The organism is Streptomyces sp. NPDC001381 (assembly GCF_042895685.1).
Taxonomy (GTDB): Bacteria; Actinomycetota; Actinomycetes; order Streptomycetales; family Streptomycetaceae; genus Streptomyces.
In genome coordinates this window covers 263,561-279,164 of record NZ_JBIAWO010000001.1, presented here as the reverse complement: position 1 = coordinate 279,164, position 15,604 = coordinate 263,561, and the positions used below count along the sequence as shown (strand labels likewise).

13 protein-coding genes are annotated in these 15,604 nt (G+C 72.3%); 9 read left to right on the top strand and 4 right to left on the bottom strand.

Annotated elements, in window-relative coordinates; all coding sequences use genetic code 11:
- The first annotated feature begins 3 nt into the window (after positions 1-3).
- Together polA and ACFY2L_RS01275 are read left to right on the top strand one after the other, a co-directional pair.
- The gene (gene polA, locus ACFY2L_RS01280) at positions 4-2,730 is read left to right on the top strand and encodes a DNA polymerase I (RefSeq protein WP_390655936.1); all 2,727 of its coding nucleotides are present in this window, start codon (positions 4-6) and stop codon (positions 2,728-2,730) included.
- Positions 2,731-2,940: 210 nt separating this feature from the next.
- The gene (locus ACFY2L_RS01275) at positions 2,941-3,384 is read left to right on the top strand and encodes a hypothetical protein (protein ID WP_390821216.1); all 444 of its coding nucleotides are present in this window, start codon (positions 2,941-2,943) and stop codon (positions 3,382-3,384) included.
- Here the strand turns inward: ACFY2L_RS01275 and ACFY2L_RS01270 are convergent.
- Positions 3,329-4,195, bottom strand: coding sequence for a DUF4184 family protein (locus ACFY2L_RS01270; RefSeq protein ID WP_390821215.1), 867 nt, complete (start codon positions 4,193-4,195; stop codon positions 3,329-3,331). The genes ACFY2L_RS01275 and ACFY2L_RS01270 overlap by 56 nt on opposite strands.
- 334 nt (positions 4,196-4,529) lie before the next feature.
- Between ACFY2L_RS01270 and ACFY2L_RS01265 the strand changes: the two genes are divergently transcribed.
- From ACFY2L_RS01265 to ACFY2L_RS01255, 3 genes are all read left to right on the top strand, one after another.
- Positions 4,530-6,278 carry a lytic transglycosylase domain-containing protein gene (locus ACFY2L_RS01265; protein ID WP_390821214.1) on the top strand — a complete coding sequence of 583 codons (1,749 nt, stop codon included), beginning with the start codon at positions 4,530-4,532 and terminating at the stop codon, positions 6,276-6,278.
- Positions 6,279-6,442: 164 nt separating this feature from the next.
- Positions 6,443-6,577 carry an SPW_0924 family protein gene (locus ACFY2L_RS01260; protein ID WP_390656200.1) on the top strand — a complete coding sequence of 45 codons (135 nt, stop codon included), beginning with the start codon at positions 6,443-6,445 and terminating at the stop codon, positions 6,575-6,577.
- A gap of 20 nt (positions 6,578-6,597) precedes the next feature.
- Complete coding sequence (locus ACFY2L_RS01255) at positions 6,598-7,590, top strand: DUF3068 domain-containing protein (RefSeq protein ID WP_390655940.1); 993 nt, start codon at positions 6,598-6,600, stop codon at positions 7,588-7,590.
- Here ACFY2L_RS01255 and hrpB read toward each other — a convergent pair.
- Together hrpB and ACFY2L_RS01245 are read right to left on the bottom strand one after the other, a co-directional pair.
- Entirely contained in the window at positions 7,580-10,150 is a 2,571-nt protein-coding gene (hrpB, locus tag ACFY2L_RS01250) for an ATP-dependent helicase HrpB (protein WP_390821687.1), read from the bottom strand. The genes ACFY2L_RS01255 and hrpB overlap by 11 nt on opposite strands.
- Before the next feature lie 93 nt (positions 10,151-10,243).
- Positions 10,244-11,101, bottom strand: coding sequence for a class I SAM-dependent methyltransferase (locus tag ACFY2L_RS01245; RefSeq protein WP_390656202.1), 858 nt, complete (start codon positions 11,099-11,101; stop codon positions 10,244-10,246).
- Positions 11,102-11,477: 376 nt separating this feature from the next.
- On the opposite strand from ACFY2L_RS01245, the gene rpsA reads away from it, so the two are divergent.
- The 4 genes from rpsA to ACFY2L_RS01225 all read left to right on the top strand — a co-directional run bounded on the left by rpsA (position 11,478) and on the right by ACFY2L_RS01225 (position 15,259).
- Positions 11,478-12,971, top strand: coding sequence for a 30S ribosomal protein S1 (gene rpsA, locus ACFY2L_RS01240; RefSeq protein ID WP_067015219.1), 1,494 nt, complete (start codon positions 11,478-11,480; stop codon positions 12,969-12,971).
- 183 nt (positions 12,972-13,154) lie between these two features.
- On the top strand, positions 13,155-14,093 hold the full coding sequence (locus tag ACFY2L_RS01235; RefSeq protein ID WP_390655941.1) for a PAC2 family protein: 939 nt from the start codon (positions 13,155-13,157) through the stop codon (positions 14,091-14,093).
- A 61-nt stretch (positions 14,094-14,154) separates the two neighbouring features.
- Entirely contained in the window at positions 14,155-14,772 is a 618-nt protein-coding gene (gene coaE / locus ACFY2L_RS01230; RefSeq protein ID WP_390821213.1) for a dephospho-CoA kinase, read from the top strand.
- A gap of 106 nt (positions 14,773-14,878) precedes the next feature.
- Positions 14,879-15,259 (top strand): tetratricopeptide repeat protein, encoded by a 381-nt coding sequence (locus ACFY2L_RS01225; protein ID WP_390655943.1) that lies wholly within the window; start codon positions 14,879-14,881, stop codon positions 15,257-15,259.
- A 39-nt stretch (positions 15,260-15,298) separates the two neighbouring features.
- On the opposite strand, the gene ACFY2L_RS01220 is transcribed toward ACFY2L_RS01225, so the two are convergent.
- Positions 15,299-15,571, bottom strand: coding sequence for a DUF6343 family protein (locus ACFY2L_RS01220; RefSeq protein WP_390821212.1), 273 nt, complete (start codon positions 15,569-15,571; stop codon positions 15,299-15,301).
- Between the last annotated feature and the right edge of the window lie 33 nt (positions 15,572-15,604).

The following is a 15,604-nucleotide window of genomic DNA, read 5'->3' as shown; positions in this document are numbered from 1 at the left end:
GGCGTGGCAGAGACAGCATCGAAGAAGACCGACACCCCCTCCGGCGGCAGTCGCCCGCGCCTGATGCTCATGGACGGGCACTCGCTGGCCTACCGAGCGTTCTTCGCGCTGCCCGCGGAGAATTTCACCACCGCGACGGGCCAGCCGACGAACGCGATCTACGGCTTCGCGTCGATGCTGGCCAACACCCTGCGTGACGAGGCGCCCACGCATTTCGCGGTGGCCTTCGACGTCTCCCGCAAGACCTGGCGCTCCGAGGAGTTCACCGAGTACAAGGCGAACCGCTCGAAGACCCCGGACGAGTTCAAGGGCCAGGTCGAACTGATCGGCGAGCTGCTCGACGCGATGCACGTCTCGCGGTTCGCCGTCGACGGCTTCGAGGCCGACGACGTCATCGCCACCCTCGCCACCCAGGCCGAGGCCGAGGGATTCGAGGTGCTGATCGTCACCGGCGACCGCGACTCCTTCCAGCTGGTCAGCGAGCACACCACGGTGCTGTACCCGACGAAGGGCGTCTCGGAGCTGACCCGGTTCACCCCGGAGAAGGTCTTCGAGAAGTACGGGTTGACGCCCGCCCAGTACCCCGACTTCGCGGCGCTGCGCGGCGACCCGTCCGACAACCTCCCGGGCATCCCCGGTGTCGGCGAGAAGACGGCCGCGAAGTGGATCAACCAGTTCGGTTCGTTCGCGGAGCTGGTCGAGCGCGTCGAAGAGGTCAAGGGCAAGGCCGGGCAGAACCTCCGCGACCACCTGGAGGCGGTCAAGCTCAACCGCCGCCTCACCGAGATGGTCCGTACGGTCGAGCTGCCCAAGGCGGTCGCCGATCTGGAGCGCGCCCCGTACGACCGCACGGCCGTCGCGATGGTCCTGGACACTTTGGAGATCCGCAACCCGTCCCTGCGCGAGCGGCTCCTCGCCGTCGACCCGGGCGGCGCCGAGGCCGAGACGACTCCGGTGATCACCGGCGGTGTGCAGCTGGACGGCACCGTGCTGGGCACGGGCGAGCTGGCCGGCTGGCTCACCGAGCACGGCGGCGAGCCGCTCGGCGTCGCCACCGTCGACACCTGGGCGCTGGGCACCGGCTCGGTCGCCGAAGTCGCGCTGGCCACCGCCGCCGGACCGGCCGCCTGGTTCGACCCGTCCCAGCTGGACGAGGCCGACGAGAACGCGTGGGTGGCCTGGCTGGCCGCCGAGGACCGCCCCAAGGTCCTGCACAACGTCAAGGGCGCCATGCGCGTGTTCGCCGAGCACGGCTGGACGGTCACCGGCGTCCGGATGGACACCGCCCTCGCCGCCTACCTGGTCAAGCCGGGCCGGCGCTCCTTCGACCTGGACGCGCTGTCCCTGGAGTACCTGGGCCGTGAGCTGGCCCCCGCCGCCACCGCCGACGGCCAGCTCGCCTTCGGCGCGGACGACGGCGCCGAGGCCGAGGCCCTCATGGTGCAGGCCCGCGCGATCCTCGACCTCGGCGAGGCCTTCACGGGCAAGCTCGAGGAGGTCGGCGCGGCGGACCTCCTCCAGGACGTGGAACTGCCCACCTCCGCCCTCCTCGCCCGCATGGAGCGGCACGGCATCGCGGCCGACCGCGCCCATCTGGAGGCCATGGAGCAGATGTTCGCGGGCGCCGTCCAGCAGGCCGTGAAGGAGGCGCACGCGGCCGCCGGACACGAGTTCAACCTGGGCTCGCCCAAGCAGCTCCAGGAGGTCCTCTTCGGCGAGCTGGGCCTGCCCAGGACCAAGAAGACCAAGACCGGCTACACCACCGACGCCGACGCCCTGGCCTGGCTCGCCACCCAGACGGACAACGAGCTGCCGGTGATCATGCTGCGCCACCGCGAGCAGGCGAAGCTCCGCGTCACCGTGGAGGGCCTGATCAAGACCATCGCCGCCGACGGCCGCATCCACACCACGTTCAACCAGACGGTCGCCGCGACCGGCCGCCTGTCGTCCACCGACCCGAACCTGCAGAACATCCCGGTCCGCACGGACGAGGGCCGGGCGATCCGCCGCGGCTTCGTCGTCGGCGAGGGCTTCGAGTCCCTGATGACCGCCGACTACAGCCAGATCGAACTGCGGGTGATGGCCCACCTCTCCGAGGACGAGGGCCTCATCGAGGCGTTCACCTCCGGCGAGGACCTGCACACCACGGCCGCCTCCCAGGTGTTCGGCGTCGAGCCCACCGCGGTGGACGCCGAGATGCGCCGCAAGATCAAGGCCATGTCGTACGGCCTGGCCTACGGTCTGTCGGCGTTCGGGCTGTCGCAGCAGCTGAACATCGAGGCGGCGGAGGCACGCGCCCTGATGGACGCGTACTTCGAGCGCTTCGGCGGCGTCCGCGACTATCTGCGCCGGGCCGTCGACGAGGCCCGGGCGACGGGCTACACGGCGACCCTCTTCGGCCGCCGCCGCTACCTCCCCGACCTCAACAGCGACAACCGCCAGCGCCGTGAGGCGGCCGAGCGCATGGCCCTCAACGCACCCATCCAGGGCACCGCGGCCGACATCGTCAAGATCGCCATGCTGAAGGTGGACGGCGCGCTGCGCGCGGCGGACCTCACCTCCCGCATGCTGCTCCAGGTCCACGACGAAATCGTGCTGGAGATCGCCCCCGGCGAGCGCGCGGCCGTCGAGGAACTGGTCCGTCGCGAGATGACCGGCGCCGTCCACCTCAGGGCCCCGCTGGACGTCTCGGTCGGCGCGGGTCCGGACTGGGAGTCGGCGGCGCACTAGCCTCCGGCGAAGGAGCGGGAGCCGTACGCGAGGGCCGCCGGGCAGCCCTCGTCGGCTAAGGCATGTCGACGAGGGGCCCTGTCGGAAGGCAGGGCCCTGGCCGCCGGTCCTCCGCCCGTCCGTCACTCCCGGTGCTTCGCCCGAAGGGCCCTCACCCGCGTGGCCCCCGAGAACACGCCCCCGAAGCCCTCCGGCCGCCAGGATGCGGCCATGGGTATACGCATGCACCACCGCCGGACGGCCACCGCACGCGTTCACGCCACGGCGACCGCGGATCCGCGGGCCGACCCCGACGCGGTCACCGCCCCGCGACCGCTCCCCGCCCGCGCGCCCGGCGCCGCCACACCCCGCGTCCCCGGCACCCCGGCCACCGCCCTGCGCGTGGCCGCCGCCCGCCTGATCCGCCCCCGGCCGACCCGGCGCCCGGCCCGGCTCGTGACCCGGTTCCTGGTCCGGCTCGTCCCCCGGGACGGCGGTCCGCGTCCGTGGGCCGAGCGGGCCCGTGGCCGTCTGTGCCTCGCGCTCGGCGCCCTGAGCCGGCTGCGCGGCCCCCGCCGGCCCCGCCGTATCAAGGTCTTCGTCGCGACGACGGCACCCCTCAGCGCACGCCCTGACGGCTCCGCCGCGCCCCGACCTCCGAGGGGCGCCCGGTGACGGCACCCCGGGCGGCCGGACGCCACACGCGCACGCCGACGGCGTACAGCAGCAGCCCCAGCACCAGGCCCGCGCCCGCGCCGAAGCAGACCGTCGGGACCACCTCCCACGGCTTGGCGTCCCGCGGCTCCCGGTAAGCCCACCACAGCGTCACCCTCTGCGCGGCCCCCGCCAGCGCGCAGCCGCCGATCACCGCCCCGGCCCACCACCGGTCCCGTGCGGACAGCGACGGCACCCCGACCGGGTCGCCGGCGGGCGCCCGGCGCAGCGCGCACCCGACGAACACGGCGAGCACGACGGCGGCCACGGCCGAACCGCCGTACTGCAGATACCAGTAGAGCGGAGAGCCCGCGACCTTCTCGCCCAGGACCGGGAACAGCCGCATGCCCCAGCGGTCGAGGTGCGTGAACGCGTCCCACACCACGTGGGTCAGCGCGCCGAGCACCGCGGAGACGTACCACCACGCCACGGCGGCGGGCCGTACGCGCGCGCGTGGTGTTCCACAGCGGGTCAGCGCGGCCGTCCCGGCCTGCCGGGACGACGGCAGCAGGGCCACCAGCGGTTCACGCAGCAGCAGCCAGAGCCCCACCAGCGCCCAGGCGATGAGCACGTCGACGGTGAGGACGCCGGGGAAGGAGTGCGTGACGTCGCCGAACTCCATGGCCCCGGACAGGACGCTCGCCGCGTAGTAGGTCATGTCGGGGGCGAACGAACCCGCCACGAGGACGGCCGGCACCAGCCGTCCGCGGCCGGTTCCGTCGGTGCGCACGGCGGGCAGCACCGCCGCCGCGTGGCTCAGAGTGAACGGCAACGCGGCTCCCTGTGGCGCATGGTGCGGTTTTCGACGGGCACGGTGACCGAAGACGTCCAGTATGCGGGAGTGGTTCCCGTGCGAACGCGCCCCGGCCAACCGGTGAAATGGAGGGTCCAACGGGTGCCGGTGCAAAAGAAGTTGTCGTAGGGTCGCTGGGGTTACCGCGCCGTACGGCGCAGTCGAACAAAAGAACAGACCAGCGCGGTCCGCTCCGGGTGCAACCCTCGGGGCGGGTCGATCGTCACAACAGCCACAGGCATCTCACGGTGGCCACGGACGTGGTGCAGACAAGGACACGGGCGCTCGGGCGTCCACGGGAGGGGTTCACTTCATGTCGTCGGCGCATTTCGGCAGCAGGCTGCGCAAGGGAGCGGTCAACACCACCGTGGCCGCACTGGCGGTCGCGGCCCTGGCCGCGTCCCAGGCCCCGGACGTGACGGCCGGCGGTGTGGGCGGACGGGCCGCCGCCGACACCCCCGCCACGGACGCGAGCACCGACGACAGCGCCACCGGCAACTCGCCGTACTACACGGACCTGCCGCCGCTGAACAGCCCGAACCCCGCGCCGAGCGAGGGCGCCACCACCCCGGTCGGCACGGGCGGTTCCGAGGCCGGCATCCCCGCGACCGTCCTGGACGCCTACAAGAAGGCCGAGGCGGAGCTGGCCGAGTCCAAGCCCGGCTGCAACCTGCCCTGGCAGCTCCTCGCCGCGATCGGCAAGGTCGAGTCGGGCCAGGCCCGCGGCGGCAACGTCACCGCCGACGGCACCACGATCACCCCCATCCTCGGCCCCGTCCTCGACGGCAACGGCTTCGCGAACATCAGCGACACCGACGACGGCGCCTACGACGGCGACTCCACCCACGACCGCGCCGTCGGCCCCATGCAGTTCATCCCCTCCACCTGGGCGTGGGCGGGCCGCGACGGCAACGGCGACGGCAAGAAGGACCCCAACAACATCTACGACGCCGCGCTCGCCGCCGGCCACTACCTGTGCCGCAACAGCTGGGACATGTCGACCACGTCGGGCATGCGCAGCGCGATCCTCAGCTACAACAACTCGACGGACTACTACAACACCGTCATGTCGTGGCTGGAGTACTACCGCAAGGGCACCCACGAGATCCCCGACGGCACCGGCTCCGTACCGTCCAACCGCAGCGACGGCGACGACACCGGGTCCACCCCGTCGACGCCGTCGACGCCGTCCACGCCGCCCACCCCGTCGACGCCCCCCAGCACGCCGCCGACCCCCGACACCCCCAGCACGCCGCCCACACCGAGCACCCCGACCGACACGGTCGACCACCTGGAGGACGCGGGCACGGCGAAGCTCACCGCGATGGCGGGCGACGCGTTCACCTCGAAGATCAGCACCCGTACGGAGACGGCGGCCGGCAAGGCCGTCGCCAAGGTCAGGGTCCGCTTCACGATCGTCGGCGACACCGACGCCACCTTCACCGGCGGCGAGAGCGTCGCCGCGGTCGTCACCAACAGCAAGGGCGTCGCCGTCGCGCCCGCGCTCCAGGCGGGCGAGAAGACGGGCACGTTCACCGTCCGTGCCACCATCGTGGGCCGCACGATCACCGCCCTCGACTACAAGGCCACCGTCACCGCGCGCGCCGCCGACACCCTCGCCCGTACCGGCACCACCGCGCCGACCTGTGTCGCGGGCGGCGAGTTCGCCGACCAGATCGAGGTGAAGGCCACCTACAAGGGGGCCGTCGCCGACAAGGTCGCCGCGACCGCCACCCTGGTGAAGTCGGCCGACGACCCGACCGCCAACGACAAGGGCCCCTACTTCAAGGACGCCTCCGGCAACCCCGTCCGCACCCTGACGGGTCTTCAGACCGACGCCAACGGCCTCCTGAAGCTGCCGAAGCTGTACGCGGACGACACCACCGGGACGTTCCTGCTGCGCCTCACCACCACGGGCGGAGCGACCCTCACGGTCGAACTGACCGTCACCGCCCCCGCGTCCGAGTCGCCCGACCCGACGCCCAGCGAGCCGTCGAGCGACCCGACGACCGACCCGAGCGCGAGCGCCTCCCCGAGCGGGTCCTCCACCACCGGCTCGTAACCGCCGGCGCGGACGACCACCCGACGACCACTGCGGCGCCCCTCCCGGCGGAGGGGCGCCGCAGTGGTGTCCGACGTGTTCTCATCTCGACCGCCCGTTGCTACGGTGCCGCATCTGACGTCATGTCAGCTCGTGAGGTCGGCCGTTTCTCCCGGGAGGCCCGTATGCGCGCCCTGATCGCCGCCACCACCGGACTCGCCGTCGCGCTCGCCCTGGTCCTCACCCTCACCGCGCTCGGCACACCGACCGGGAAGACCTCACCGAAGCCCCTGCTCACGACGGTGCCCGCACACCCCTAACCGCCCGGAGGGAGGCCGAGATGCGCCGCAAGGCAAGCCTGGTCCTGCTCGCCCTCGCCGTGTTCTTCGCGGCGCTGTCCCCGCTGCTGCGCTGGTACGCCTTCCCGCGCCTGGCCAAGATCCCCGCGAACGAGTACCAGACGATGGTCCTGGAGGCGAAGAACGCGACCCTCCTCGACTACGGCACGATGACCGCCCGCACGGTCCCCGAGGTCACCGTCGTGCAGACCCTCAAGGGGGACGTGGAGGCATCCGAGAAGATCGAGAAGACCGCGGGGCGGGACGTCGTCGTCTGGGACGGCCTGTCCTACGTGCAGGGCCCCGACGGCAAGATGGTCTCCAAGGTCCCCGAGCGCTACATCTTCGACGCCCACACCCAGGAACCCGTCCACGCCACCGGAGAGACCGTCGACGGCGACCCGGTCCGCCGCGAGGGCATCGAGTTCAAGTGGCCCTTCATGACGGAGAAACGGGACTACGAGTACTTCGACGCCCAGGCCCGCACCACCGCCCCCATCCACTACCGGGGCACCCGGGACTTCCGCGGGGTGAAGGTCTACTACTTCGAGCAGACGATCCCCTGGACCAAGGTCCCCATGCCGAAGACCATGCCCGTCGCCGGCATCACCCCCGAAACCGTCGCCAGGACCGGCACCACCCGCTGGTACACCACGGTCCGCAGATTCTGGGTGGAGCCCCTGACCGGCGCGCCCGTCTACGGCGAGGAGATCCACAAGGAGGAGCTGCGCGGCGGTTCCCTCCTGGGCGGCCGCGCCAAGGTCACGGCCTTCGCGGGCCACGTGAAGATGCGCGAGGACTACACCGAGCACACCGTGGCCCTGGTCAAGCACAACCGCACCCTGGTCCTGCTGATGACCTCCCACCTGCCCCGGGGCTTCCTCACCCTGGGTGCCCTGCTGCTCGCCCTGTCGCTGTACCTGGAGGCCCGCGGCCGCCGCCCGGCGGACCCGCCACCGGTCAGGACGGCCGAACGGGAACCGGTCACCGCCTGAGCCGCGCGTTGGTGTGCCGCGTCGGCTCGGCGGACGCCGGGTCCTCCGGCCACGGATGCTTCGGATACCGCCCCCGCAGTTCCGCCCGCACCCCCTTGTACCCGTCCCTCCAGAACGACGCGAGATCGGCGGTGACGGCGGCCGGCCGCCCGGCGGGCGACAGCAGATGCACCAGCAGTGGCACCCCCGCGACCCGCGGCGACTCCTGCAGCCCGAACATCTCCTGCAGCTTCACCGCCAGGACCGGCCGCTCGGGATCGGTGTAGTCGATCCGGATCCTGGACCCACTCGGTACGGTCATCCGCTCCGGCGCCAGTTCGTCGAGCCGGGCCGCCTCCCCGGATGCCCAGGGCAGCAGCCGCCTGAGCGCCTCCCCGGCGTCGATCCGCGCGAGATCGGCCCGCCGCCGGGCCCGCCCCAGCTCCGGCTCGAGCCACTCGTCCACGCGCGCGTGGAGCGCCGCGTCCGACACGTCGGGCCAGGGCTCGCCCAGACGCAGCCGCAGAAACGCCAGCCGCTGCCGCAGCGCCTCCGCCTCGGCGGACCACCGCAGCAACCGGAATCCTTCCTGCCGCAGCCCGTCGAGCAGTGCGCCGCGCACGAGACCGTCGCCGGCGTCCGTGAGAGGACGCACCGCCAGCTCCACGGCCCCGAGCCGCTCGACCCGCCGCGCGACGACGTCCCCGCCCGCCCAGCGCACCTCGTCCCGCTCGTCGCGCAGCGCACCCGCCGCCCGTCGCGCCACCTCCTCGTCGACGACCGCCGCGAGCTGCACCCGCGCGTGACCCTTCGCCACGGGCCGGTCGGCGACCGCGACGGCGAGCCAGGGGGAGGAGCGCAGGGAGGAGCCTTCGCGGAGTTCGGCGCGCGTTCCGGAGACCATGAGGTAGGACCCGCCGTCGAACGTGGCGATCCGCTCCGGAAACGCGAGCGCGGCGACGAGTCCGGCGACCTGATCGTCCCCGGCGCCAGGCCCGGCCGGGACGCCGGCCTGGGGCCGGGAGCCACCGGAGGGCGGCAGGGAGGCGTCGGCGGGCGGCAGGGAGGCGTCGACGTCCGTGGCGACGACGGACCGCAGCCGCCGGACCTCTGAACGCCACCTCCCGGAATAGGCGTCACCCCCGCGCCGGGCACTGCGCAGAGCGGCGCCCAGATCGTCGCCGTACTCCCGCGGAGCCTCCTCGCTCAGCAGCGCGACGACCTCCGCGGCCCGCTCCACCCCCACCAGCGAGGCCCCGTCCAGCAACGCCCGCCCCAGCCGGGGGTGCAGCCCCAGCCGGGCCAGCCGCACCCCCCTGCGCGTGGCCCGGCCGGCGGCGTCGACCGCTCCGACGGCCGTCAGCAGAGCCCGCGCCGCCGCCATCGCGCCGTCCGGCGGCGGATCCAGCAACGCCAGCCCCGTCGCCTCGGGGTCGCCCCAGCAGGCCGCCTGAAGGGCGAACGCGGCGAGGTCGGCCACCTTGATCTCCGGTGCGGGAAAACGCGGCAGCCGGGCGTCCTCCGCCTCCGTCCAGCAGCGGTAGACCGCGCCCGGCGCCTCACGCCCGGCACGTCCGGCCCGCTGCCGCGCCGCCGCCCGCGAGGCCCGTACGGTCGTCAGCGCGCTCAGCCCGCGCGCGTGGTCCACCCGCGGCTCCCGCGCCAGCCCCGAGTCGACGACCACCCGCACCCCGGGGACCGTCAGCGAGGACTCCGCCACGGACGTCGCCAGCACCACCCGGCGCCGCCCACCCGGCGAGAGCACCGCGTCCTGCACGGCCGCCGGAGCCCGCCCGTGCACCTGGAGCACGTCCACGCCGTCCGGCGCGCCGAGCAGCCCCGCCACCCGGGCGATCTCGCCGACGCCCGGCAGGAAGCACAGCACGTCCCCGGACCGCTCGGCCAGCGCCCGCCGCACCACCGAGGCCACGTGCGCCAGCAGCGCCGGATCGACCCGCATCTCGTGCGGCGGCCGTACCGGACGGGCCGGGGGAGCCCAGACCACCTCCACGTCGTAGGAGGAGCCGTGCGCCTCCACCACCGGCGCCCCGCCCAGCAGCCCCGCCCACCCCGCCGTGTCCGTCGTCGCGGAGGCGGCCACCAGCCGCAGCCCGGGCCGCAGCGTCTCGCGCACGTCCCACAGGAAGGCGGCCGACGTGTCCGCGTCCAGATGCCGCTCGTGGCACTCGTCGAGCATCACGACGTCGACACCCGTCAGCTCCTGGTCGCGCTGGAGCCGTTGCAGCAGCACGCCGGTCGTGACGACCTCCACGCGCGTGTGCCGCCCGACGGACCGCTCCCCGCGCACGGTGAAGCCGACGCTCTCGCCGGTTCTCTCTCCCAGCAGCCACGCCATCCGCCGGGCCGCCGCCCGAGCCGCGATCCGCCTCGGCTCGGCCACGACCACCCGCCGCGCGGGCCCCTCACCCAGCAGCCCGGCCAGCGCCAGCGGCACCAGCGTGGTCTTGCCGGTGCCCGGCGGCGCGGCCAGCACGGCGGTGCCGGGCCCGTCCAGGGCCTCGTTCAGGGCGGGCAGGGCGGTGCGCACGGGCAGCGCGTCCAGGGCGTCGGTACGGAGGATCACGCCCCCAGTGTCGTACGACCGCGACATCGCGCCCCACGCGCGCGTACGTCACCCGCGCGTGCGTCACCCGCGCCCACGCGCGCGCGTTGTCTAACGAGAGCGGTCGCGCTCCCGGCCGCGCTCACAGACGAAGATCGCGGTGCCCGGGATCAGGTTCCCGCGCAGCGGCGACCAGCCGCCCCACTCGGACGTGTTCCAGGCCGGCCACTCCGGCTCGACCAGGTCCACCAGACGGAAACCGGCGGCCACCAGATCGCGGACCCGGTCGCCGATCGTGCGGTGGTGCTCGACGTAGACCGCCTGGCCCCGCTCGTCCACCTCCACGTACGGCGTACGGTCGAAATAGGAGGCGGAGACCGACAGACCCTCCGGGCCCGGCTCGTCCGGGAACGCCCAGCGGATCGGATGGGTCACCGAGAACACGAACCGGCCGCCGGGGCGCAGGACTCGGTGGACCTCCTTCAGCACCAGCACCGGATCGGCCACGAAGGGCAGCGCCCCGTACGCCGAGCAGGCCAGGTCGAAGGAGCCGTCCGCGAAGGGCAGCGCACCCGCGTCGGCGCACACCAGCGGGAAGCCCCCACCGATGCGCAGCGCGTGCTGGAGCTGCCGGTGCGAGAGGTCCAGGGCGACCGGGCGCGCGCCCTGGGCGGCCAGCCAGCGCGAACACTGGGCGGCGCCGGCGCCGATCTCCAGGACGTCCTGGCCCTTGAGGTCCTCGGGCGGCCCGAGCAGCTCGGCCTCCACCTCGTCGAGACCCTCGGGACCCCACACGAAGCGGTCGTCGCCGAGGAAGGTGCCGTGCTCGGTCTGGTACTCGTCCGCGTTGCGGTCCCACCAGCCCCGGTTGGCCCGGGAGCTCTCCGTGACGTCGGCGTCGCGCCGGGTGGCCTCGGGCTCGAAGTCCGGCTCGGGGACCTGTGCGGGCGATACGGGCTCTTGGATGATCGGCTCCCTCGTCGTACTCTTCCGTGCAACCCGCCCGACGGTGCCACCGGAGTGTCACCGGAGGGGCTTCCTGCGGCCTGCGTGGCCTCAGGAGAAAGGTTGTGTGCCGGGTATGCGGCGTTCTGCCCCGGGTGTGCGCCTTCGCGCATTGACCCTGCCCGGCTGCCCCCGTATGCTACAAGTTGCGCTGCGGGCCTGCGCACCTCAGACGGAGCAGGCTGCGCTCGCATCTGTTGTATGTCCCCTCGGTTGTCGAGGCGCATCGCCAGTTCGCTGGTGGGGCGCTTCTTGAGCTGTCCGGCTTCTTCAGAGCGATACGGGCTCCCGGCGTAGCAGTACCTACGACTTCAATGTCCGTACCGGAGCCCTTTCCCACATGACGAGCAGCACCGAGACCACCGCCACCACCCCGCAGGTTGCGGTCAACGACATCGGTAACGAGGAAGCCTTCCTCGCCGCGATCGACGAGACGATCAAGTACTTCAACGACGGCGACATCGTCGACGGCGTCATCGTGAAGGTCGACCGGGACGAGGTCCTGCTCGACATCGGTTACAAGACCGAAGGTGTCATCCCGAGCCGAGAGCTCTCGATCAAGCACGACGTCGACCCGAACGAGGTCGTCGCCGTCGGTGACGAGATCGAGGCCCTGGTCCTCCAGAAGGAGGACAAGGAAGGCCGCCTGATCCTCTCGAAGAAGCGCGCCCAGTACGAGCGTGCCTGGGGCACCATCGAGAAGATCAAGGAAGAGGACGGCATCGTCACCGGTACCGTCATCGAGGTCGTCAAGGGTGGCCTCATCCTCGACATCGGCCTCCGTGGCTTCCTCCCGGCCTCCCTGGTCGAGATGCGCCGCGTCCGCGACCTCCAGCCCTACGTGGGCAAGGAGCTCGAGGCGAAGATCATCGAGCTGGACAAGAACCGCAACAACGTGGTCCTGTCCCGCCGTGCCTGGCTGGAGCAGACCCAGTCCGAGGTCCGCCAGACGTTCCTCACGACCCTCCAGAAGGGTCAGGTCCGTTCCGGTGTGGTCTCCTCGATCGTCAACTTCGGTGCCTTCGTGGACCTGGGTGGCGTCGACGGTCTGGTCCACGTCTCCGAGCTGTCCTGGAAGCACATCGACCACCCCTCCGAGGTCGTCGAGGTCGGCCAGGAGGTCACGGTCGAGGTCCTCGACGTCGACATGGACCGCGAGCGCGTCTCCCTGTCGCTGAAGGCGACCCAGGAAGACCCGTGGCAGCAGTTCGCCCGCACCCACCAGATCGGCCAGGTCGTGCCCGGCAAGGTCACGAAGCTGGTTCCGTTCGGTGCGTTCGTCCGCGTGGACGAGGGCATCGAGGGTCTGGTCCACATCTCCGAGCTGGCCGAGCGCCACGTGGAGATCCCGGAGCAGGTCGTCCAGGTCAACGACGAGATCTTCGTCAAGGTCATCGACATCGACCTCGAGCGCCGTCGCATCAGCCTCTCGCTGAAGCAGGCCAACGAGTCCTTCGGTGCCGACCCGGCCTCGGTCGAGTTCGACCCGACCCTGTACGGCATGGCCGCGTCGTACGACGACCAGGGCAACTACATCTACCCCGAGGGCTTCGACCCCGAGACCAACGACTGGCTCGAGGGCTACGAGAAGCAGCGCGAGGAGTGGGAGCGCCAGTACGCCGAGGCGCAGACCCGCTTCGAGCAGCACCAGCAGCAGGTCATCAAGTCCCGCGAGGCCGACGCGGCTGCTGCCGCCGAGGGCGGCGAGGCTGCGGCTCCGGCCGCGTCCGGTGGCGGCTCGTACTCCTCCGAGGGTGCGGACACCTCCGGTGCGCTGGCCTCGGACGAGGCGCTCGCCGCGCTTCGCGAGAAGCTGGCCGGCGGCCAGAGCTGAACGCCGCTCACTGAGCTGTAGCTCCTGACCGAGGGGCCGTACCTTTCGAGGTGCGGCCCCTCGGTGTCGTTCTGCCCTCCCGTCAGGAGACGGCGGTGAGAGCCGGCTGATCATGGGCCGGGGTGGGAATGACCCTGCCTCCACGCGCGTTGAGATGTACGAACACGAGGAGGAGCGGTCCAAGTGCTTGATCCGCAGGGTTTGTACGCATGGGAGCCGAAGGGGCTGGCCGTCGTCGACATGGCGCTGGCCCAGGAGTCGGCCGGACTTGTCATGCTCTACCACTTCGACGGATACATCGACGCGGGCGAGACCGGCGACCAGATCGTCGACCGGCTCCTCGACTCGCTGCCCCACCAACTCGTCGCCCGCTTCGACCACGACCGACTGGTGGACTACCGCGCGCGCCGGCCGCTGCTGACCTTCCAGCGCGACCGCTGGACGGAGTACGAGGAGCCCGCCATCGAGGTGCGGCTTCTCCAGGACACCACCGGAGCGCCCTTCCTGCTGCTGTCCGGGCCCGAGCCGGACGTCGAGTGGGAGCGCTTCGCCCTGGCCGTGAAGCAGATCGTGGAGCGGCTGGGCGTACGCCTGTCGGTGAACTTCCACGGCATCCCCATGGGCGTCCCGCACACACGCCCGGTGGGCCTGACCCCGCACGGCAACCGCACGGACCTGGTGCCGGGCCACCGCAGCCCCTTCGACGAGGCCCAGGTGCCCGGCAGCGCGGCGGCGCTCGTCGAGTACCGCCTCGTGGAGGCCGGCCACGACGTCCTGGGCGTCGCCGCGCACGTCCCGCACTACATCGCCCGCTCCGCGTACCCGGACGCGGCGCTGACCGTCCTGGAGGCGATCACCGCGGCGACCGGCCTGGTCCTGCCGGGCATCGCGCACAGCCTGCGTACGGACGCCCACCGGACCCAGACCGAGATCGACCGGCAGATCCAGGAGGGCGACGAGGAGCTCACCGCGCTGGTCCAGGGTCTTGAACACCAGTACGACGCGGCGGCGGGCGCCGAGACCCGGGGCAACATGCTCGCCGAGCCGGTGGACATCCCGTCGGCCGACGAGATCGGCCAGGAGTTCGAGCGTTTCCTGGCGGAGCGCGAGGGCGACAACTGACCACCGCCTCGCCCGGGGCCTGCCGGAGGCGCCGCCGGCGGCAGGCCCTAAGCTTCCGCTCATGCTGAAGGTGGGCCTGACCGGCGGGATCGGCGCCGGCAAGAGCGAGGTGTCGCGGCTGCTCGTCGAGTGCGGGGCCGTGCTGATCGACGCGGACCGCATCGCGCGCGACGTCGTCGCGCCGGGCACGCCGGGACTCGCGGCGGTCGTCGACGCCTTCGGGGAGGACGTCCTCGCCCCGGACGGCGGCCTCGACCGCCCCAGACTGGGTTCGATCGTCTTCGCCGACCCGGAGAAGCTGGCCGTCCTCAACGCGATCGTGCACCCCCTGGTCGGCGCCCGCTCCCGCGAACTGGAGACGGCCGCCCCCGAGGACGCCGTGGTCGTCCACGACGTCCCCCTCCTCACCGAGAACGGCCTCGCCCCGCTGTACGACCTCGTGGTCGTGGTCGACGCCGCTCCCGAGACGCAGCTCGACCGGCTGGTCCGGCTGCGCGGCATGAGCGAGCAGGACGCCCGCGCCAGGATGGCCGCCCAGGCGACCCGGGAGCAGCGCCGGGAGATCGCCGACGTCGTGATCGACAACGACGTGCCGCTGCCGGAGCTGCGGCGGCGGGTGGAGGACGTGTGGGCCGAGCTGGTGCGCAGGGCGCACGAGGAGCACCGGACCACGCGGTAGCCCTCGCGGAGACAGGGGCCCACGGAACGCTCACGGCGACAGGGCGCGCGGAATAGGAGGCCTCGCTCCGCGCGTTGAACCCTCCCAGCAAGGGAAGGATTTTTCCGTGCCCGATATCAGCGGTTCGACCGGACGTACTCCGGAGACGCACGTCATCGACTTCCGTGCCGCGGAGCAACTGCTCGCCGCACGGGACCCGCGGGGCGCGGTGAAACTGCTCGACCGTGTCATCGCCGCACATCCCGAGAACACCGCCGCACGCCTGCTGCGCGCCCGCGCCTTCTTCGCCGCCGCGCAACTCAGGCCCGCCGAGCTGGAGTTCACCGTCGTCCTGGAGCGGGAGCCGGACAACGCGTTCGCGCACTTCGCGCTCGCCCGCACCTACGAGCGGCAGGGACGCGGTGACCAGGCCAAACGCCACTTCCGCCTGGCGGCCGCGCTGGACCCCAACCCGCAGTACCTCAAGGCGGCACGCTTCGAGACCTGAGCGGCACCCCCCCGGGTACCGGCCCCGGTCGGCCGGACCTCACGGGTGGTGCTCCGGCGGCCGGTACGGTGGGATGTCACGGCCCGGCTGGTAGTGCGGGCCCTGCCGGATGTGCCGGAGGACCATCACCAGATCCACGGTGACCACCAGCCAGAGCACCCCGCAGGCGGCCGCCCACCCGGGACGGCCCGCGAGAGCGAACGCCGCCGTCCCGAAGACGGCCCAGAGCAGTCCCCACACGCTCAGCCAGAAACGCACCCGCAGGGCACTGCGCGCTGTCGTCGGTTCACTGCCCGTACGCATCGGAACCATCACTCCTCCCTGGCAACGTACTCTTCCGTGCGG

Excerpts from the sequence above, each read along its gene's own strand:
- ACFY2L_RS01275 (WP_390821216.1), top strand. The coding sequence starts at position 2,941 with ATGGGTATACGCATGCACCACCGCCGGACGGCCACCGCACGCGTTCAC.
- ACFY2L_RS01265 (WP_390821214.1), top strand. The coding sequence starts at position 4,530 with ATGTCGTCGGCGCATTTCGGCAGCAGGCTGCGCAAGGGAGCGGTCAAC.
- ACFY2L_RS01260 (WP_390656200.1), top strand. The coding sequence starts at position 6,443 with ATGCGCGCCCTGATCGCCGCCACCACCGGACTCGCCGTCGCGCTCGCC.
- ACFY2L_RS01255 (WP_390655940.1), top strand. The coding sequence starts at position 6,598 with ATGCGCCGCAAGGCAAGCCTGGTCCTGCTCGCCCTCGCCGTGTTCTTC.
- rpsA (WP_067015219.1), top strand. The coding sequence starts at position 11,478 with ATGACGAGCAGCACCGAGACCACCGCCACCACCCCGCAGGTTGCGGTC.
- coaE (WP_390821213.1), top strand. The coding sequence starts at position 14,155 with ATGCTGAAGGTGGGCCTGACCGGCGGGATCGGCGCCGGCAAGAGCGAG.
- ACFY2L_RS01220 (WP_390821212.1), bottom strand. The coding sequence starts at position 15,571 with ATGGTTCCGATGCGTACGGGCAGTGAACCGACGACAGCGCGCAGTGCC.